Raw genomic sequence first — 21,006 nt, forward strand, 5'->3', positions numbered from 1 at the left:
AAAGTTGTTAAAATCTCCTGATTTTTTGTAAAACCTCCAACTTTGGCGTAATACAGGCCTTATTTTACCCCAAGAATTTTGAGATTATATGAACAGAACATAAAGAAATCCGAGGCTTTCCAGTAAATCCCTTTGGATTTTTTAGCTTTTTCGTATACGTTCAACAAATTGCACAAATCCCTAAAGTAGGCATTTCAGCTGCTGTAATTCCGCCTCCGTCAGCTCCCTGCACTGGCCAGGAGCCAGCTTCTCATCTAGATCCAGATTCCCCATCCGGATTCTTTTGAGGGTCAGCACCCGGCCGCCGAGCGTCCCAAACATCCGCTTAATTTGGTGGTACATTCCCTCTTGGAGCACCACAATGCATTCCTGGCGTCCTTCCTTCTCCACCAGGCGCAGCTGAGCACTTTTACAGATTTGGCCTTGGCCGATATCAATCCCCTGGGCAAAGGCCTCCACCGCCCGCTGATCCAGGAGAATGTCCGCTGTTGCCACATAGGTTTTGGGAATATGCTTACGGGGAGAAAGGATATCATGGGCAAACTGGCCGTCATCTGTCAACAGGACAAAGCCCTCGGTGTCTTTATCCAGCCTTCCCGCCGGAAATAATCCTTTGCGCCGCAGAGATTCCGGCACCAGATCTACTACGGTAGGCGCCTTGGGATCATTGCTGGCAGAGATGACACCCTGGGGCTTGTTCATCATCAGATAAATGTGCTTTTTATATTCAATCAGTGTCCCATCCAGCAGAATTTTGTCCAATTGGGGATCAATTTTTTCGTCAGCTGATCTCACCGTTGTCCCATTGATTTTGACCCTACCCTGCCGCACCAAAGCCTTGACCTCTTTTCGGGAGCCGCAGCCTGCGGCAGCCAGGATTTTGTCCAGACGTTCCATATAGCCATCTCCTTTCACAACAGTATTCGTCCTCAGAATTTAGGATTATTATAACACACACATCCGAAGTCATCACCTTTTTCTCCCCAATGTAGAGCATATCCGCTTCCCATCCCGCATATAGATAGGATAGTTTCGAAAAGGCCCCGGTTCCCCGGGTCCTTGCTCCTGTGACACCATTACGATTCGGAGAGGAAGGGGAAACCATGTTCGTCAAATCCTTTAAAACCAACAAAAAAACGCTCATCGGCGGGCTCTGTGTAATACTGGCCACTCTTTGCCTGTGTATCTGGGCCCTGTCTTCTGCTGAGGATGTAGAGACCACGTCATCTCAAAAAAAGACGGGGACCCTGACCTACAAAGCGGCTACCAACGAGGAGCGATTGGCCTTTCTTTCCCATTTCGGCTGGGAGGTAGAAAGTGATCCCGCCGAAATTGTGGAACTCATCATCCCCTCTGAATTTAATGAAATCTATGAAAATTACAATGCCATGCAGAAAAAGCAGGGGTTGGACCTGGAGAAATACAAGGGAAAAACAGCAAAACGCTATTCTTATGTTGTGACCAACTATCCCGGTGTACCAGAGGGAGTCAGGGCTAATATGGTAGTCTACAATGACAAGATCATTGCCGGTGACATCTGCAGTCTGGAACTGGATGGCTTTATGCATGGTTTTCAGGCTGAGCAATCCTCATAACGTTCCTCCTATCGTCTCAAGCAGAAGGCCCGGAAAAATCTTCCGGGTCTTCCGCTTTGATAGTGGCGGGGGATCCTTCTAAGGTTTTTCTCTTTCATTTCTCGATACAATAGATTTTCGGCAGCTTAAAATCCGCAAAAAGCCGGCGCTATGCGCCGGCTTTTTATGTCTTTTGTCTTTTCATTTTCCTTCCAAGCCAGGAAAGAATATCAGGAGAAAAGTTCAGCAGGATAAGGCCTACCGTTGTGACCAAGACATCCGCACTATACACAAAATCGGTGAAGCCGCCCTGAGACATAAGGGCAAACTTACTCGCCATCACTGCAGCCAGGGTCACCGTTACTGGTGTCTTGGGAAGCTTAATCATCAGCAGGAATCAAGTTAATTATTATTAAGCAATCCCTTTCATATCTTCTGGGGAAGAAGTGAAACTATTTTGAGAACCTATCATACGTTCTTGCTTTACTATACCCCACTCTAAAATCATGAGTGCTACAAAAATCCAAAAGTGCTTTTCATAGATATAGCTATAACGTCCAGAAATCATACAATTGATGAAAACAATACATAGCCCCACCCCATAGAAAAGGGAACGACTGGTTTTGTATCGGAGTAATTGTACTAGGCATAATGCGATACAGCTCCATACTCCTAACGAGGCTCCTAATTTTAGTATCCCTCCGCTAAGAAAATCAGAAATAAGGAAATTATGAGGAGTCATCCAATATTGAGCTTTGGGCTCATAACTTTCATAAAGTTGATCTAATTTCTCACTCGAACGAACATCATATAGATAAGCTTCATAAGAAGTACCTCTTCCTACCACCATTTCCATAGGAGAGTAAGAGGCAGCTTCGTCTAAGGCGAGTCCCCAAATAGCTGCTCGCTTAGCAAACATGCTTCCTTCTCCAATACTATCAATAATAGTATCAATACTTCCCTCGGTCATTTCATTTCCAGTTTCCTCAACATAGCTTTCATATTTTGATTGAGACAAATTTTGGAATGCTCGAAAAAACGGAGCATTAATAGAAAAGACCATAAGCGCCACCAAGACTAATGCTGCCGCATTCTTCCACACCTGAGACTTTTTACCTTTATAGGCAGTACTGATAATCTGATATCCTGCAATAATTATCAGGGCAGGAATTAAAGTCAAATAAGTTCTCCGGGAACCACAAAGATAAAGGACGGGGAAATTGACCAAAGAAACCATAAATATTGCAAAATACTTTTTAGCCAAAGACAAATTGGAATTGAGGAGCAAAACCAATAAAACCAAAAAGCCAATAAAGACTACAGTAGCAAAACGGTTGTAATCTACCAACATAGAAAGTCTGCGATAGTAAGGTACAGGAAGAATTTCCCACACAAAATAATTAAATAGAGTAAATACTGCCAAGAAAGTCCCTGAAACTCCTATGTTCCATAAGATCCTAGTAATTTTTCCCCTATTCTCACAATAAAAAACTAACATAACGCAAAAGAACGCCATAGGGACGACTACTATATATTTTACTACTGCCAAATCTTTCGCAGGGGAATAAAAGATACCGATAATGTCTAAAAGAATATAAGCCGACAAAAAGATAAGCAGCCATTTAGATGCCGCTACTCGGCGGATTAAAAGCAAAAAGCGCTCTTTGGCTTTTCGCCATCCTCCTCGTAAAAACAATACCAGAAAAAGTACTGCCGTAACAACAAAAGGGACTTCAAAAATAGAAAATGGCAGATGGATGCCAATTTCTAAAACCATAAAAAACAGGGTAATATGAAGAAAAGCTTCAAATATACTGGGAAGCTTTCCGTACTTCCTCCACCAAGTTTTACTAACCATAGGATTCCCCTTCCTCTACACGATTTATTTTTCTTTGCCTAAATATTATAAATCAAAGAAGAATTAAAAATGTGAATCAATTCTAAAAAAACAGCCGCATAAGCGGCTGTTTTTCTTTTTTAGCCTTCAATGGGAGCGATATCCCAAATATCTTCGGCATACTCCCGGATGGTCCGGTCACTGCTGAAGCGTCCGGCAGACGCCATATTCATCCAGCAGCGGGATGCAAATTTCATCCTGTCCTTGTATTCCTTATTGACCTTGAGCTTAGCTGCAATGTAGGAAGGCAGATCATATAGCAGGTAGTAATTGTCCGGATCGTGCCATGATGCCCCTTTGAGTAAACTATCATAAAGCTCCTGGAACATTCCTGTTCCTCCGTCGTCAAATGTGCCGTCGATCAGGGTGTCCAGTATCCGCCGGATCCGCGCATTACCTTCATACAGGGCCGCCGGATCATAGTCCTTCAGCGCTTCGAGTTCCTCCACCCGGGCGCCGAATATGTAGTTATTCTCCATGCCTGCGGCTTCTACAATTTCCACATTGGCTCCGTCATAGGTACCCAGGGTTACGGCACCGTTGAGCATGAACTTCATATTGCCCGTTCCCGAAGCCTCTGTCCCCGCTGTAGAGATCTGCTCCGACACATCTGCCGCCGGGAAGAGCCGCTCTCCATAAGAAACATCGTAGTTGGTGACAAAAATCACCTTTATCAAATCATTGACCTCCGGGTCATTGTTGATGAGCTTTGCCACCTCGTTGATGAATTTGACGATAGCTTTGGCCCTCATATATCCAGGAGCGGCCTTGGCTCCGAAAATGAAGACAGTGGGGGTAAAATCGGCGATGACTTTGTCCTTCAGACAATAGTAAATATCCAAAATCGCCAGGGCATTGAGGAACTGCCGCTTGTATTCATGCAGGCGTTTAACCTGGATATCAAAGATAAAGTCTGGGGAAAGTTTCATCCCCTCTCTCTTCCAGATCATATCACACAGACGCTGCTTATTGATCTGCTTGATATCCTGGAAGGACTTGAGAACCTGTTCATCCGTACCAAATTTTTTCAGCTCCTCCAGCTGATCCAAATCAGTAACCCACTGGTCGCTGCCCAGCAGCCTGGTGATATAGTTGGCCAGATGAGGATTGGCCAGCACCAGCCAACGCCTCTGGGTAATGCCGTTGGTCTTGTTGTTAAAACGCTCCGGATAGAGCTCATACCAATCGTGGAGCTCCCGCTGCTTGAGAATTTCGGTGTGAATCCTTGCCACACCGTTGACCGAATGGCTCAAATAGATAGCAAGACGCGCCATGTGGATTTTTCCATCCTGGATGATAGCCATTCCTTCCGCTTTTTCCTCGGGGATGCCCGCCGCCGCTAGATCCTTTTGGAGCTGTGCGTCGATCATGGTGATGATCTCCACCATGCGGGGAACAATGCCTTCCACCAGCTCAATATCCCATTTTTCCAGAGCCTCGGCCATGATGGTATGGTTGGTGTAAGCAAAGGTATTGCGGACAATATCCAGGGCATTTTCAAAGGTGACGCCCTCCTCATCAATGAGGATCCGCATCAGCTCCGGAATGGAGAATACCGGATGGGTATCGTTGAGCTGGATGGCGTTGTATTTGGCAAAGGCGGACAGAGAGCGTCCGTTTTCTTTATGAGTACGAACAATGTCCTGCAAGGACGCGCTGGAAAGGAAATACTCCTGTTTGATTCTCAGCTTTCTGCCTTCATCGGTGCTGTCGTTGGGATAGAGCACCCGGGTGATGTTCTCCGCATAATTTTTTTCTGCCACAGCCGCGTCGTACTCATAGTCGTTAAACTTCTCAAAGTCAAATTCTTCTACGGCCTCGCACTGCCACAGGCGGAGGCTGTTGATGGTCTGGGTATGATAGCCGATGACCGGCATGTCGTAGGGCACCGCCCTGACCTTTTTCCCTTCCAGTTCCACCAGACATCCTCTGTCCTCCCGGCGTAAGCTCCAGGGATCGGGATATTTGAGCCAATTGTCAGCATACTCCTTCTGGAAGCCATCCTCAAACTCCTGCCGAAACAGGCCGTACCGATAGCGCAGGCCATAACCGTTCAGCGGCATGTTCAATGTGGCGCCGGAATCCAGGAAACAGGCAGCCAGACGACCCAAGCCGCCGTTGCCCAGACCTGCATCGCCCACTTCTTCCAGCAGGTTAATATCCAGGTCCAGTTTCTCCATTTCCTCTTTGAGCTCATCATAGATGCCCAGGTTGATCAGATTGTTCTGAATCATCCGGCCCATGAGGTACTCCGCCGACAGATAATAGGCGTTTTTTACTTCCCGCTGTTTCTCTACCGTCTCATCATGGAGGGGAATCAGTTCCCGCATGATGGCCTTGGACAGCAGTGCACTGATCAATTCCCCTGTCAGATCTTTTTTCTGCACCCGGCATAGCTGGATGTCGCGTTTTACTTCTTCTGCAATTCTCTTGGTGTCAAGCATTCAGATTCCTCCCATTTCTCCGGCGTATTCGTTTCGTTTGTCCACTAAGAGGGTTCGCCGGTACTCCCCATTAGGGTTGGCGTCTTTTGCGCCTTGGCTATCTCTCGTATATACTGCACAGTGCTTTCAGCTTCTCTGAAAGCGCCGGGGTTAGCATTCCTTTGTTCATCCTCCACTGCCAGTTTTTCCCCACGGTGGAGGGTTCGTTCATCCGGGCCTGATCCCCCAGCAGGAGCAGATCCTGCATCTGAACCACAGCCAAATCCGCAACGCTGGCAAAGGCACAGCGGATCGTTTCCCAGGTGAGGGGCTCTGTTTCGGCCTTGCATCCCAAATAATCCGCTGCAAAGTCTTTGACCTTGTCAGGTGCATGGAGAAAAAATCCGCAGAGGGTTTCATTGTCATGGGTTCCTGTATAGACCACGCTGTTCTTTTTATGGTGATGCGGCAGATAAGCGCTGCGCTCCTCTGGGGAAAAAGCGAACTGCAGCACCTTCATACCAGGAAGCCCCGATGCCTCCAGCAGCTCTGTCACCCCGTCGGTGAGCTGGCCCAGATCTTCCGCAATCATGGGCCGGTCCCCCATCTGCGCCTTCAGTTCCCGGAAAAAGTCCATTCCAGGCCCTTTGCACCAGTGCCCGCCCCGCGCGGTTCGATTGCCCCAAGGAACTACCCAGTAATCGTTAAATCCCCGGAAATGGTCGAAGCGGATCATATCACAGCGCTGGAAAGCGGCGCGGATTCTCTGCATCCACCAACGGTACCTATCCCCACGGTGGATTTTCCACCGGTAAACTGGATTTCCCCAAAGCTGTCCATCCTCGCTGAACAGATCCGGCGGCACCCCTGCACAGAGCACTGGCCGAAGATCCTCATCCAGCAAAAACAGCTCCGGATGGGACCAGACGTCCGCACTGTCATAGGCCACATAGATGGGAAGATCCCCGATCAGTGTAATCCCTTGTCGATTTGCGTATAATTTTATGTTTTTATACTGTTTGTAAAACAAAAACTGTGTAAAAACGACATATTGGATTTCGTCTTTCATTTCTTGCGCCAAGGATTTTAGGGCTTCCGGCTCCCGATTTTTTGCGCCCTGTTCCCATTCATACCACGGCGCATTCTGAAACTTCCGTTTTCCCGCCATGTAAAGAGCATAATCCTTCAGCCAGTATCCGCTGCTCCGGCGGAAGGCCTCCACCTCCTTGGCATAGAGGTTCCATCCCCGCTCATAGGCTTTTCGCAGCAGTGGCAGCCGGTGGTCAAACTGAGCTTTGAAATCCACCTTGTGCGGATCCCCTACCAGGAGGCGATCGTCGATTTCCTCCTGCTCCAGCAGCCCCCATTCCACCAGCAAATCCAAATCGATGAGATAGGGATTCCCCGCAAAGGTGGAAAAGGACTGATAAGGAGAGTCTCCGAAGCCGGTAGGGCCCAGCGGCAGCATCTGCCAGCAGGAAATACCGCTTTCCTTCAGAAAATCGGCAAACCGATAGGCTTCCCTTCCCAACGTTCCGATGCCGTGGTTGCTGGGAAGGGAGGTAATATGCATGAGAATTCCCGCTTTTCTCTCTTTTTCTTGGGGCTTATGGTGCAACTGCACCTTTACCTTGGTCATGATGCTCCCCCATTTCTCTGTCAAGGTCTTCGCCTTTATATCCGTTATCTATCTTTTCTTCCGTCCATCCGGTGGAACCCCGTTCAATAATCTTGCAGGGATACACGGAATGGCGGTGGTTTCCCTTCTGCTCAATGATATCCAGCACGGTGGTCACCGCCTCCAAGGCCATCTGTTCACTGGGCTGGCAAACGGTGGTGATCCCCGGATAGGTAAACTCGGTCAAATCTAATCCGTCAAAGCCCATAATGGCAATGTCCTCCGGAATCCTTTTGCCCGCCTCCAGGACGGCCCGCATAGCTCCTACTGCCATCACATCCGAAATGGCAAAGATGGCCGTCACATCTGTCTCCCGGAGCAGGGAACGAGCCGCCTCGTAGCCGCCTTTGTAGGTGAAGTTACAATTTTTGTGGATATGCTCATCATAGCCAATACCATACTCCCCCAAAGCCTTGAGATAGCCTTCCAACCGCAGGCGATTGATGCTTTTTTCCTCAAAGGCGCCTGCCAGGATACCAATACGGCGATGGCCCCGCTCCAGAAGGTAGCGGGTGGCCCGATAGGCCTCCAAGGTATCATCAATGGAAATGGTGGAGTAGCATTCCCCCTCCATATCGCTGGATACCTGGATGGTGGCAAAGACAAAAGGAACCTTCAGAATGGAAAGCCTCTCTTTGGAATACTGGAAAATTCCCCCCAAAAAGATGATGCCTTCCAGCCGCCGCTCCATCTGCAGCTCCGCCGCAATGTGGATTTCATCTGCAAAATCGTCGGCCTGGGTCAGAAACATGGCATAGCCTCTCCGGGCCAGTTCTCCTTCAATAACCCGCAGCATGGGAGAAAAGAAGGGGTTGGTAATTCCCTTGACTACCACACCGATGGTCCGGCTTTTGATCCTTTTCAAGTTGCGGGCGCTGTTGTTGGGCATGTAGTTGTGTTCATTCATTACCCGCAGTACCTTTTGCTTGGTTTTGGCATTGACATCCGGATGATTGTTGAGCACCCGGGACACAGTGCTGACTCCAACACCGCTGAGCCTGGCAATATCCCGGATATTCATGCTCCCCATGGCGTCTTCCCCCCTTTCCCTTTCGAGATCATCCGTTGAAGGAAACGTTTCCGGTATGGTTACCGGAAACGTTTCCAACTTTTGCGGATATCATATCATAGTGTATTCTCTTTGTCAACATGCAAAAATAAAAAAACAGCCCGAAGGCTGTTTTTTCTCTTTTCCCGAATGAGCCTGCCATCAAATAGAGGATGGCAGCCGGCCGGAGAAGGGGCGTATATTTCTCCGGCCAAGCGACCACCAAAGGGGCTCAATCCGTTTTAATTGCCGCATCGAATTCAATTTCTGAAGGAGGAAAATTGATTCTGCGGACAAAGGAGATAGCTTCTTTGAGGCCAAAAATCCGATCCATTCCGTTGTCCTCCCATTCAATAGACAGAGGGCCAGTATACTGCATGGCATTGAGTTCCCGGATGATCTCTTCAAAGTTGACATCACCATGGCCCAGTGAACGGAAATTCCAGGCACGCTTGGTGCTGCCAAAGGGCAGATGGGAACCGAGAATACCCCTGCGGCCATCATAGCTGACACTGGCGTCTTTCATGTGAACATGGAAAACATAAGGGGCAAAGTCCTGCAAAAACACGGTGGGATTGACCCCCTGCCAAATCAGATGGCTGGGATCGAAATTAAGTCCAAAGGCCGGATGACCATTCATCTTTTTCAGCAACCGCTGGGTAGAGTAGTAGTCAAAGGCAATCTCCGTCGGATGAACCTCAAAGGCAAATTTGACATTTTTCCGCTGGAATTCATCCAAAATAGGGGTCCAGAGGGAAACAATCCTATCGTAGCCCTCCTCGATCATCTCTTCTGTGGTCTGGGGGAAAGAGTAGAAAAACTTCCAGATGGGGGAACCCAGAAATCCTGTCACAATGGAAACGCCCAAATTGTTACAGGCCGTGGGCACCTGCATCATAAAGTCAATGGCCCACTTTCTAATTTCTTCTGGTTTGCCAGCAAACCGGGCAGGGGCAAAGTTATCCAGACGCGGGTCATAGAGATCCCCTACACATTGTCCTGCCAGAGCAGCGCAGATAGCCCACATCTTCAGGCCATGGCTGTGGAGGATCTCCAGCCGCTCTTCGCAATACTCCTTGCTGGAGGCCGCTTTCTCGATGCTCAATACCGACTCGCTTACCGCGATTTCCAGCCCGTCAAATCCCAGGCTGCCTGTGAGTTCACAAAGTTCCTCCAGTGGCAGATCTCCCCACTGGCCGGTCGCCAGTGTAATTGGTCGATTCATAGCAGTGCTCCTTTCTATTGACGCAGGCTTTCCTTGCGGTTATAGGCAGCCATCAGAACAATGAGGATGGCACCCATAATAATGTCCCGAACGGCAGGGCTTGTATTGATAGCGGTCAGGAAGTTGGAAAGCACTGTCAGAAGCAGGGCTCCAAACACCGTACCTGTAAAGTTTCCTTTGCCGCCGGAAAGGAGGGTGCCGCCGATGACGACAGCTGAAATGGACATCATAGAATAGCTGTCAAATGTAGCGCATTGAGCTTGGCTGTAGTATCCCGCAGCGATAAATCCGCCGATGCCTGCCAGCATACCGCCTACTGCGTAAGCAATCAAACGGACCTGTTTTACCTTGATCCCGCTCAGGTAGGCGGCCGCGTCGTTGGTACCGATAAGCATGAGCCGGTAGCCGAAACGGGTGTATCGAATCAAAACCACTGTGAGGACGAAAAAGCAGATGGCCAGCAGGAAAATGCCGGGGATAAAACCAAAATACCGGGTGGTCAGCAGTTTGCTCATCTCTTTTGCCGCTGTTCCTCTAGGTGCTCCGCCGGATATAATCAGCTGTACCTTGCCTAGGATGTTGGAAACACACATGGTCATAATGAGGGCAGGTAATCCAACATAGGAGACACCGATGCCATTGATGGCGCCGATGACAACGCCTACCAGAATACAGACGATAAGGGTGGGAAGGATCATTGACGCATCCCCCTTCATCATCTCTACACTGATGACCGCCGTGGTGGACATAACTGCGCCAGCGGAAAGGTCAATACCGCCGTTGCCAGAAATAATGATGATGCACTGTCCTGCGGAGGCAAAAACCAGAATGGAGGCGATGGCGGCAATACTGCTCACCGTGCCCATATTCATGGCCTGGGGACGGAAAACACCTGTAATGATAAACAGGAGAACCGCTAGAACAAGGGCCATGATGGCTTGATTTTTCCAGAGATCTTTGATATGTTCTCTCATTTAGAATCCTCCTCCTTCCCAGTGACCAACTTTTTCAGTCGTCGCCGTCCTTTTTTGCTGGCAAGAACCGATAAAGTCAATCCCAGCAAAATAATCATTTCTGAAATCAGGTCCTGATAGAAGTTGGAAAGCTGGAAGCCCGGGATCAACGCAGGCAGCAGCTTGATGAACAAATAGGAAACCGTGTTGGTGACAAAGGCCAGAAAAAGGGCACCCAGCATACCGCAGATCATGCTGCCCCATCCTCCGCTGATCAGCACGCCGCCCAGCAGGCAGGCTGCTACAGAAGTAAGGGTCATGACATCACCCGAGATCGGGTTGCCGCTGGCGATCATTGCAGTCATGCAAAGTCCTGCCAGCCCCACAAAGATACCGCAAATAAAGTAAGAACGGATGGTGATTTTCACCGTATCCAGGCCGGTGGCATAGGTGTTCTTTTCTGATCCGCCTAAGGCATAGATTTCTTTGATCGCCGGATAGCGTTTCAACGCTGTCCACACTCCCAATACAATGAGGAGCAGATACAGGGTGGTGGGCAGTCCCAAAATGGTTCCGTCATAGAACTTCCACACCGCCTGCGGCACACTGCCTTGCGGCTCCGGCATTAAGATAACATTGATTCCTTTGATAATATAGCTCATTCCATAGGTGGCGAGCATGGGAGGAATACGCAGATATCCTACAATGATACCGTTGAGGGTGGAAACAACCACGGCCGCCAGGAATCCGACGATCCAGGCCAGCCAAATCGGCATTCCCGTATAAGTAGGCAGCATTACGGCCAACACATTGACCATGGACATCTGGATTCCCACTGAAAGGTCGATATTGCCTGTTAAGATAACAATACTCTGGGCCATGGTCAGCAGGATCAAGGGGGTATTCTTTGAAAAGATCATGCTGAAGTTATTGGCCGAAAAGAAACCGGCGCCTTGGGTAATGATGTTTAAGATAATGACAATCAGCAAAAGAATCAGGCCCATAAATTCGGGAGCTTTCCGCAGGGATGCAAATCCTTTTGCCGCTTTTTGGCCTTTTCCCGTCATGATCTCTCCACCTCCTGCTCTTCTGGTTGCAGTCCCATCATGGCTGCCACCAGATGGTCTTCTGTCAGGGTATCGCCGGACAGCATACGGCTGATCTTTCCTTCATAGAACACATAAATCCGATCGCAGATGGCCAGCAGCTCTTCATTGTCGCTGGACACCATCAGCACTGTCATTCCCGACTGGATCGCCTCCCGTAGGAAACCTTGCAGCTCCCGACGGGCCGACACGTCAACGCCTTTGGTTGGGTCGTCCAACAGCAAAAAGTCAGGCGCCGCGGAAATCCAGCGGCCAAATGCAACCTTCTGCTGATTGCCGCCGGAAAGGGAGCTGATCGGGTCGGAGAGCTTTCCAATTTTAATGTTGTGACTTTCTACCACCTGTTGGGCGCTACTGTTGATCTTCTTTTTGGTCATAGGGCCAAATACAAGGCCCTTGGACAAATTGGCGCTGTAGATATTTTCACTGATGGGTCGGATGGAGAATACCGCCTCTCGATTACGGTCGCCAGAGATAAATCCCATGCCATCCCGCACCGCATCCGCAGCATTCCTGTAGTGTACAGGATGCCCTTTGAAGGTGATTGTCCCGCTCTCATGAGGAAGCGCGCCATAAAGTGCCCGCAAAAATTCCGACTGGCCCTGGCCCTGGAGCCCTCCAATGCCGATGATCTCGCCGCAGCCGATCTCTACGTCCACGCCGCGGACCTCTTTTCCCACATAAAGCTGTTCGGTTTTGAGGATGCATTCGCCCCCTACTATCGCCGTATGCGGCTCTCCAGCGCTTCCCTGCTCCGGCATCTTCCCCGTCATATGGAAGACAATTTCCTCCATGGGGGTTTCCTCCAGATTTTTATCAGCTACCGATTCTCCGCCCCGCAGCACTACAGCTCTGGAACAAATTTGATAGATTTCCTTCAGCCGATGGGTCACCATGACAGTGGAAACACCTGTCTCCTTTAAACGGAGCAGATATGTAAACAGGGTTTCAACCTCATCATAGTGAAGCGCTGAGGTAACTTCATCTAACAGCAGAATCTTAGGCTGCCACGACACCGCCTTGGCGATTTCCACCAGGCTTTGGGTGGAAGGCGGAAGATCTCCCGCAAAATCATCCAGGGAACATGGAGCCTTCAGTTCATCCAGGAAGGACTGGGCATATTCCCGATTTTTCTTTTTATCTACACTGCCGAGCTTGGTTTTAAAATCATGTTGTTCTAGTGGCAATGAATACAAAATTCTTAGAAAGCATTGCATAAGTTTGCAAGATAGTATAGGATCATAATAGACAATATTGGTAAAGATGGGGTGCGAAGTGAACAATACAAGTGAGTTAAAAGCCCGCAATATGAAACGATGCGTCCGTGAAATCTGCCTTGCCGGAAAAATTACCAAACCGCAGCTGGGGCTCCAGACAGGATTGACCTCTGTCACAACCCACAAATTTGTCAATGAACTTTCGGAAATGAATTTTGTCCGGGAGGCCGGTGTCAGTAATACCAGTGTGGGGAAAAAGGCGATCTTTTACGAGATTAATCCTAATTATGGTTATTTGGTAGGCCAGGATATTTATGATGGAGAGGTGACTACCTGTCTCTATGATTTTTCTCTTCACTGTCTTCGGGAAAGGCACAGCGTCATTCCTAAAGAGTATAGCGAGCAGGTACTTACCATCCTTTGTACCGAGCTTGAAAACATCACGGAAGGCATCCCCACCCATAGCATCCATCAAATCGGCATTACAGTGTCCGGTGAGGTTAGCTTTGAGGAAGGTATCATCACCAACAGTATTGGTATGAAATGCTGGCGAGGAATTCCCATTAAGTCCCTCCTTGAAAACCGGCTCGGTATCCCTGTTGTAGTGGAAAATGATATCAACGCGTCGGTCATCGCCATGAAGTGGCGCAACAAACTCACCCATGATTTTGTTCTTCTGGACATCTCTTATGGAATTGGTGCCGGTATTCTACAAAACGGCAAACTCTATCGGGGAGCCAACTCCTTCGCAGGTGAAATTGGCCATATCCCGGTGAAACAGGATGGAGAAATCTGTCGGTGTGGAAACCGGGGCTGTATTGAAACCATTACCCTTCAAAACAACATCACAAAACGAGTGGGAGAAACCAGCATTGACCGTGTCATCAGCCGTGCTCTGGAGGGAGATGATAAGGTGCTGGAAGTGCTGCGCAATGTAGTTCACTACATCTCCTGGGTGGCTGATCTTGTGGTCAAGGTTTACGATCCCGGTATCCTTTATATCGCCAACTCCTGGTTGGCCCATTTCCCCAATTTTTGTGACGAAATTTCAGAATACATCTTTACCCATTCCACCTGGCTGACAAGAGATCAACTGGCTGTCTATTATATTCCCGAAGGCCGTGTTGCCACAACATATCATGCGGCAGGCTATCTTGCTTTTGATACCTATCTTGAAAAAGGCACCTATATTGTCTGAAACACGGACGGCGGTGCCACCGAAAGGAGTTTCAAAGCATGAAGCTGAAATTAGGTGTTGCAGTCACCCGTAGAGACTGCTTCCAGAACGAAAAGACTCTAGAAAACCGCGACCGTATCCTCCAAAAAGTAACCGAACTTTCCAAAGAGCTTGATTTTGATTATGTAACCACCGACTTTTTAGGCGGTGAGCGGATGATGATTGAACTGTCTGACGCCGCCAAGGTAGAAGAATATTTCAAGGCCGAGAAAGTCGACGCTCTCTTCATCCCCCACGCCAATTTTGGGCAGGAGGAATCCGTGGCCCGGCTGGCTAAAAACATGGGACTGCCACTTCTGATCTGGGGTCCCCGAGATGAATGCCCCAAGGGCCAGGAGCTGCGGCCAACCGATACCCAATGCGGCCTGTTTGCCTGTTCCAAGGTACTGCGTCGCTATGGTGTCACCTTCTCCTACATTGAAAACTGTGATGTGGAGGATCCCGCTTTCCGCAAGGGGCTGGAAAAGTTCCTGGCTGTCGCACGGGTAGTCAATAAATTCCACCATCTGCGGATTGGCCAGGTCTCTGTCCGGCCCCGTCAGTTTATGAGCGTCATGTGCAACGAGGCTGAACTTCTTGAGCGCTTCGGCATCGAAGTGGTCCCCATCCCTGCTTATGACATCGTCGCCTCCACCAGGAAGATCCGGGAGGAGTGGGACAGCGAAACTCAGGAAATTCTTGATGCCATCCACGCCAAAGGCATTGATACACGAGAGTTCGGAGAAGAAAGGCTCAAACTCATGTGTTCCCTCGAGACGGCTTTGCTCCGTTTTGCCAGAGAATTCTCTCTGGATGCCCTCAGTGTGGAATGCTGGGATGTTTTCCTCAACGATCTCGGTTTTAAACCCTGTTTTGTTTTTGGCGATCTCACCGATCGGATGCTGCCCTGTGCCTGTGAAAATGATATTCACGGCGCAATCATGCTGGCTCTTGCCGTGGCCGCCAATAACCAGAAGGAGCCCCCCTTCTTCGCTGACCTGACCATCCGTCATCCCCACAATGACAACGCAGAGCTTCTGTGGCATTGCGGACCCTTCGCTAAGTCACTGATGAAAGAGGGCGCCTCTCCCTCTCTGGCTCAGGAAGGTCAGGGATTCTATCCCATCCATGGCGGTCAGGTAACCCTGCTTCGGTTTGACGCACTGAAAGGCAACTACACCCTCTTCGCGGATTCCGCTCAAGGTACTGACGGTCCGGAAACCTGCGGCAATTATCTGTGGGTTGAGGTAGACGACTGGGTCAAATGGGAAAAGAAATTCATCTTTGGTCCCTATATCCATCATGTCACCGGTCTTTTCGGCGATTATGTAGATGTCTTCCAAGAAGTCTGCCGTTACATGGACATTCCTTACGACAACGCAGACAAACCCCTATTTTAAACGCAAAAAAGTGCCTCCACAAAAAATGTGGAGGCACTGCTTTTTTCCCTATTTCTCTTATTTGAGGATGGGTACGTTTTTGATGCAATCATACACCTGCTCCAGGGTGGGCATGGAGGGAATGGCTCCTTTCCCTGTCGTGGTAATGGAACCGGTGGCGTTGCCAAAATCAATGATATCGTGCAGTTCCTGAGCGTTCACCTGGTCCACAGGTTTCCCCAACTCCAGTACCTTATAAAGAACACCGGAGAAGAAGGAATCGCCCGCACCGTTGGTATCAATGGTTTTCACATCATAGGCGCCCAATTTCACGGTGTTGTCCCCGACCCGGCCGTAAGCGCCGTCCGCAGCCAGGGTAATGGTCATCATTTTGATGCCATACTGCTCCATCAGCAGTTTAGAGCCCTGATCCAAATCAGTCAGCCCCGTCAGGAACTCCAGCTCCTCATGGGAAATTTTCACAATATCAGCATATTGCATAGCTTCCAGCATGACATCTTTAGCAGTACTCAGATCCGGCCAGAGGGATTCCCGCAGGTTGGGATCGTAAGAAATAATCTTGCCCTTGCTCTTGGCATATTTTGCTGCTTCCATGGTGGCGGTGCGGGCCGGTTCATGGGTCATGGACACAGAACCAAAGTGGAAAATCTTGGTGTTGTCAATGAGAGAAAGATCCACCTCATCAAAGGCCAGCATCATATCCGCGCCCGGATTGCGATAGAAGGAAAAGCGACGATCCCCCGAGGGCAGCAGCTTGACAAAAGCCAAAGTTGTATTACACGCATCGGTCATCACCACACCCTTGGTATCAATGCCAGCCTGCTCCAGTGTCTCGATACAGACATCACCGAACATGTCCTTGCCTACCTTGCCGATAAACGCTGCCTTTTTTCCTAATTTGGCAACGCCTGCGGCTAGGTTGCAGGGAGCTCCACCAGGCTTTTGTTCAAAAACAATTTTGTTCTCGGGATTGGAATAAGGAGTAAAATCAATAATAAATTCACCCAATGATACTACATCATACATCATTTTACGCACCTCTGTCTTCTCAGAATTTCTTCCCATTGTAAAAATCACTTACATTCCATATCCCTCGCAAGATCTGCTTACACGTCTAATTTTCTTTCTTCATGATGTCCATTAGAATATGAAATATATCTATTCTTATATTACAAAAATTTTTTCCAACTTGCAAGTATATTTATCCATTTTCTGTATTTTCAACAAAAGCCTTTTTAAGATACATCTTTACAGCAGAAAGGGCCCGGCGCGTTAGGCGCCGGGCCCTTTCCCATGGATTGCCTATCAGTATCGTTCTGGGAAGAACGGGAATCCCAAAATCCAATTATTTGGAACCTCTCAGCCATGCCTGGATTTCCTTTTCTTCCGGATCGACTGGATCGGGAGTAATCCCCAGGTACTTACATGCCTCGTACATCACCGGGACGATGTACTCATGAATGCCAATGGCATGATGGATATAAGGACCGGTGATGACCTTTTCCTCCCACAGGGGCCAATCATTGACCTCCACCCAGAGGAAGGAGCCGCGGGAGAACCGGCCATGATAGCCTTTGGCCTTGCCCATGAGCAGGGAGTACTCTCCATGGTCGCCGTCGAAGCGGATGATGGAGATATCCCCGCCCTTGATTTCGCCCTCGCCGGTACCCTGGGACTGGGACGGGAAGGTAAAGTGGGTGCGGAATTTGCCGTCGGTCATAAGAGAGGGCGGGAAGTTGCCGCAGTGGAAAAGCAGTTCTCCATTCTCATTATCCCAATCCCGGACGGTGATATCGGCGAAGAAGGCCGGTTTCTGTCCGAAGGTCGCAGCCTGCGCCATAACAGATGAGATAGCGCCGCAGATATCGGTTTCACATGCTACCGGGAAGCCCTCCTCGGTGAGCAGGCCATTGGCAAGGCAGGGCATAATGTCCATGCAGTCCTGCATGGCGTTCCAGCACTGGATCGCAGCACAGTTGCACTGGTATTCGTCTGCAAAGGACTTCATGGCAAGCTTCATGGCTGCCACCCGGATGATATACTTCTCCTCTACCCCCTGGCAGTTTATTTTCTTTTTGATGTCTGCCACAGTGGCTTTCAGCTCGTCGCTGTTTTCTGCTTCCAATGCCTTTGTCTTCATTTCCAGCTCTGTCAAAGAGATGGGATGGGTTTCAATGCCGAATTTCTCCAGCAGCTCACCCTCATTGCAGATAACAGACCAGAAACCGGCCGGACGGGTATCGATTTGAAGAATTCTTGTCTTTTTAAAATGCTTGACCACATTGGCAGTGCGGATAAAGTTATCAAAACCTCTGGCAAAGACTTCGCTATCCAGGGTGGAGTTGGTAATGTAGGTGAATTTCACTCCGAAGCGACGGAGCACTTTGCCGGTGGCAAACATACCGCATTGGGTATCCCGCAACCGTTGTCCATCGGGCAGGGGGGCTTCATCCCGGGGACCCCACAGCAGGGTGGGTTTCCCTACTTCTCTGGCGATGCGGGCCACAGAATCCTCTGTACCAAAATTGCAGTGGGGGATGAAGATGGCGTCTACCTTGTTGACCTTCATCTTCTGGATGATAGCTTCCACATCCCTGATATTATCAACAATCAAGCCCTCTTCGTTGATATCTTCAATTCCTACAATCTCAATGCGATCGGTATATTCCTCCAGCTTTTCCCGGATCAGCTTATTGAATTTGATAGCGTCCGGCACACTGAAGATAGTTCTTCGGGTGGGGATATAACCAAGAATCAATTTTTCCATGAATGATCCTCCTTTTGTGGTTTTCCTATGTTTTTTCAGAAGAAGTAAGGATAAAATGCAGAGCCTCTCTGCCAATGAAGGTAAACAAAATCTCCTTATTAGAAATAAGGAGATTTTGTCGCTCTGCTTTAGTTTCGCTTATTTCTTTGCGATGACTTTCTTTGCAGCCTCTGCAATATCCTCTGGTCTCATATGATATTTCTCCTGGAGGAAGGGCAGGAAGCCAACTTCGCCAAAGTGATCTTTCACACCGATGGCCTCAGTGGGAACAAAGACACCGCGCTCGGAGAAGTCTTCCAGAATAGCGGAACGCAGGCCGCCGATAATATTGTGGTTCTCTGCAGTGACCAGGCATCCGGTCTTCTTGACAGAAGCCGCGATGGTCTCGCCATCCAGAGGTTTAATGGTATGTACGTTGAGGATCTCAGCATTGATGCCGTCTTTTGCAAGAATATCGGCAGCTTTCTGTGCCTCAGCAACCATATAGCCAGAAGCGGCGATGGTTACATCTGCGCCCTCTTTGAGCAATTCCGCCTTGAACAGATCAAACTCAAAGTCGCCTTCATGGACGTCCTGAGCCTCTGTTCTCTGATGACGGATGTACATAGCATGGGGATAATCATTGATGACCGGCAGTGCCTTGATAAACTCAGCAGCATCAGCTGGCTCATAGATGACCATGGTGGGGATGGAGCGCATAACGCCAATATCCTCCATGCCCATATGGGTTCCGCCGTTGGTCTCTGCACAGATGCCAGGGTCGGTACCAATAAGTTTAACATTTCTCTTTGCATAGCAAACAGAAATTGCAATCTGATCGCATGCCCGGCGGGTGAGGAAGGGGGTAAAGGTAGCAACATAGGGCTTAAAGCCATAGGCGCTCAAACCTGCCGCATATTCTACCATCATCTGTTCAGCAATACCCACGTCCAACGCTCTGTCGGGGAATTCCAGTCTCAGCTTTTCACTACCATGCGCTTTTGCCAAGTCGGCGTCAATAAAGACCACCTTTTCATCTTTGCGCATTAATTTAGTAAATTCTTCATGAAAAATCGGTTTCATTAATGTTTTGCTCATTCTATTCCCCTCCTTACTTTACTTCGCTGTACATCTGTGCAGCCATTTCGCCGGCAATGCCCATATGATGGCAGCCAACCTGATCCGCTTCTGCGAAGGAAACGCCCTTACCTTTGGTTGTGTGCAGGATAATCATGGACGGCTTGTTATTTTTGCCTTTTGCTTTTGCCAAACAGATGGTCTTATAGATAGCATCCATATCATGGCCGTCGCACTCGAATACGTTGAATCCGAAGGACTCCCATTTATCCATAATGGGTTCAAGAGAAACCATATTATCAACCCAGTCATCGATCTGGGCTTTATTATAATCGGTAAACGCAATCAAGTTGCCCAGCTTCTGCTGAGAAGCGGTCATAGCGGCCTCCCAAATAGAACCTTCCTGACTCTCGCCATCACCCAGAATCGCATAGATATATGCGCCATCCTTCATAATCTGCGAGCCTTTAGCCAATCCAACAGCACATCCAAAGCCCTGTCCCAAGGAACCGGCAGTGAAGTCAATACCCGGAGTTTTATTCATATCGCAGTGGCTGGGGAGGTTGGTATTAGGTGCATTCAAAGTTTTCAGCCAATCCATGGGGAAAAAGCCTTTCAGGGCCAGAGTTGCATACAGGGTGGGGCCTGCGTGTCCTTTAGACATAACCACTCTGTCTCTGCCTTCCATTTGAGGATTCTTAGGATCAACGTTCAACACTTTATAGTAAAGAACGGTGATCAGCTCAACGCAAGACATACAGCCGCCAAGGTGGCCAGCTCCATGAGTAGCAATGGCATCACAGGTGTGATAGCGAATTTCTTTTGCTTTCTCTTTCAAATCAACTTCTGGAAAACTCATAGTATCCCTCCTGATTTAAATTACTGATAGGCTGTACATATATGCAATCTGCACAAACGAGGCCAGTTCATACATCACATATACGCACATCTCACTCTATTAAGATAGGGCGTCCCTATTCCTAATCACCTAGTAAATCAGGATTGCAGTTATACGCTGCTATCCTACCCAACTTTACACAATAATTGTATATACATACTAAAAATTCAGATGTTAGTTCTTAAATTCTACGAAATATATACGAACAACATCTGAAAATAACCGGAAATAAGTTTGGAAATCTCCGTATTATGTCCTCATTATATACCAGTTATTCTCTAAAATCAATGTTTTTAAGGAACTTCATCCATGAAATTAGTTGTTTTTTCTTTTAGCGGTGAATAATACATTTTTTTATCTATTTTCACTAAATTGCATTGTTCCCTTTTATTCATTTAATCGAGGAAAAATGTCTTTATTGTAAATTCTGAGGATATCGAAAAGATTTGTCCCACAAATACCCCTTCTTTCATGCAAAATCAATAGCCCAACTAGGTTTATTCATAATTTAGACACAATTACTTTCTGCCATTTTTTTGTTAGTCGTG

The 21,006-nt window shown here is 48.5% G+C and carries 17 protein-coding genes; 3 read left to right on the plus strand and 14 right to left on the minus strand.

Annotated elements, in window-relative coordinates; translation table 11 throughout:
- Positions 1 to 180: 180 nt before the first annotated feature.
- Positions 181 to 897, minus strand: coding sequence for a pseudouridine synthase (locus WGC32_RS02195; protein ID WP_342680529.1), 717 nt, complete (start codon positions 895 to 897; stop codon positions 181 to 183).
- Positions 898 to 1,103: 206 nt separating this feature from the next.
- Between WGC32_RS02195 and WGC32_RS02200 the strand changes: the two genes are divergently transcribed.
- Positions 1,104 to 1,595: a DUF4830 domain-containing protein gene (locus tag WGC32_RS02200; RefSeq protein WP_191481862.1), complete on the plus strand. Its 492-nt coding sequence runs from the start codon at positions 1,104 to 1,106 to the stop codon at positions 1,593 to 1,595.
- A 163-nt stretch (positions 1,596 to 1,758) separates the two neighbouring features.
- On the opposite strand, the gene WGC32_RS02205 is transcribed toward WGC32_RS02200, so the two are convergent.
- The 9 genes from WGC32_RS02205 to WGC32_RS02245 form a co-directional block, all read right to left on the minus strand.
- On the minus strand, positions 1,759 to 1,962 hold the full coding sequence (locus WGC32_RS02205; RefSeq protein WP_342680530.1) for a hypothetical protein: 204 nt from the start codon (positions 1,960 to 1,962) through the stop codon (positions 1,759 to 1,761).
- 24 nt (positions 1,963 to 1,986) lie between these two features.
- Entirely contained in the window at positions 1,987 to 3,432 is a 1,446-nt protein-coding gene (locus WGC32_RS02210; protein WP_342680531.1) for a hypothetical protein, read from the minus strand.
- 119 nt (positions 3,433 to 3,551) lie between these two features.
- Positions 3,552 to 5,915: a glycogen/starch/alpha-glucan phosphorylase gene (locus WGC32_RS02215; RefSeq protein ID WP_342680532.1), complete on the minus strand. Its 2,364-nt coding sequence runs from the start codon at positions 5,913 to 5,915 to the stop codon at positions 3,552 to 3,554.
- Between the two features lie 97 nt (positions 5,916 to 6,012).
- Entirely contained in the window at positions 6,013 to 7,533 is a 1,521-nt protein-coding gene (malQ, locus tag WGC32_RS02220; protein WP_342680533.1) for a 4-alpha-glucanotransferase, read from the minus strand.
- Positions 7,502 to 8,602 carry a substrate-binding domain-containing protein gene (locus WGC32_RS02225; RefSeq protein ID WP_191510143.1) on the minus strand — a complete coding sequence of 367 codons (1,101 nt, stop codon included), beginning with the start codon at positions 8,600 to 8,602 and terminating at the stop codon, positions 7,502 to 7,504. Before WGC32_RS02225 ends, malQ begins: the two co-directional genes overlap by 32 nt.
- A gap of 250 nt (positions 8,603 to 8,852) precedes the next feature.
- Entirely contained in the window at positions 8,853 to 9,845 is a 993-nt protein-coding gene (locus tag WGC32_RS02230; RefSeq protein WP_191481867.1) for a TIM barrel protein, read from the minus strand.
- Positions 9,846 to 9,859: 14 nt separating this feature from the next.
- Positions 9,860 to 10,819 carry an ABC transporter permease gene (locus WGC32_RS02235; protein WP_342680534.1) on the minus strand — a complete coding sequence of 320 codons (960 nt, stop codon included), beginning with the start codon at positions 10,817 to 10,819 and terminating at the stop codon, positions 9,860 to 9,862.
- Positions 10,816 to 11,865 (minus strand): ABC transporter permease subunit, encoded by a 1,050-nt coding sequence (locus tag WGC32_RS02240; protein ID WP_191510140.1) that lies wholly within the window; start codon positions 11,863 to 11,865, stop codon positions 10,816 to 10,818. Before WGC32_RS02240 ends, WGC32_RS02235 begins: the two co-directional genes overlap by 4 nt.
- On the minus strand, positions 11,862 to 13,091 hold the full coding sequence (locus WGC32_RS02245; protein ID WP_342680536.1) for an ATP-binding cassette domain-containing protein: 1,230 nt from the start codon (positions 13,089 to 13,091) through the stop codon (positions 11,862 to 11,864). Before WGC32_RS02245 ends, WGC32_RS02240 begins: the two co-directional genes overlap by 4 nt.
- A gap of 88 nt (positions 13,092 to 13,179) precedes the next feature.
- On the opposite strand from WGC32_RS02245, the gene WGC32_RS02250 reads away from it, so the two are divergent.
- Positions 13,180 to 14,319 carry an ROK family protein gene (locus WGC32_RS02250; protein ID WP_342680537.1) on the plus strand — a complete coding sequence of 380 codons (1,140 nt, stop codon included), beginning with the start codon at positions 13,180 to 13,182 and terminating at the stop codon, positions 14,317 to 14,319.
- A 38-nt stretch (positions 14,320 to 14,357) separates the two neighbouring features.
- Positions 14,358 to 15,737, plus strand: coding sequence for an L-fucose/L-arabinose isomerase family protein (locus tag WGC32_RS02255; protein ID WP_342680538.1), 1,380 nt, complete (start codon positions 14,358 to 14,360; stop codon positions 15,735 to 15,737).
- A gap of 57 nt (positions 15,738 to 15,794) precedes the next feature.
- Here WGC32_RS02255 and WGC32_RS02260 read toward each other — a convergent pair whose 3' ends face one another.
- The 4 genes from WGC32_RS02260 to WGC32_RS02275 form a co-directional block, all read right to left on the minus strand.
- Complete coding sequence (locus WGC32_RS02260; RefSeq protein WP_342680539.1) at positions 15,795 to 16,766, minus strand: carbohydrate kinase family protein; 972 nt, start codon at positions 16,764 to 16,766, stop codon at positions 15,795 to 15,797.
- 316 nt (positions 16,767 to 17,082) lie between these two features.
- Positions 17,083 to 18,504, minus strand: a complete 1,422-nt coding sequence (locus tag WGC32_RS02265) for an L-fucose/L-arabinose isomerase family protein (protein WP_191481874.1) — start codon at positions 18,502 to 18,504, stop codon at positions 17,083 to 17,085.
- A gap of 138 nt (positions 18,505 to 18,642) precedes the next feature.
- The gene (locus WGC32_RS02270) at positions 18,643 to 19,581 is read right to left on the minus strand and encodes a transketolase family protein (RefSeq protein ID WP_224771559.1); all 939 of its coding nucleotides are present in this window, start codon (positions 19,579 to 19,581) and stop codon (positions 18,643 to 18,645) included.
- 13 nt (positions 19,582 to 19,594) lie between these two features.
- Complete coding sequence (locus WGC32_RS02275; protein WP_342680540.1) at positions 19,595 to 20,419, minus strand: transketolase; 825 nt, start codon at positions 20,417 to 20,419, stop codon at positions 19,595 to 19,597.
- Between the last annotated feature and the right edge of the window lie 587 nt (positions 20,420 to 21,006).

Source organism: Zongyangia acetica, assembly GCF_038739695.1.
Lineage (GTDB): Bacteria > Bacillota > Clostridia > Oscillospirales > Ruminococcaceae > Zongyangia > Zongyangia gallinarum.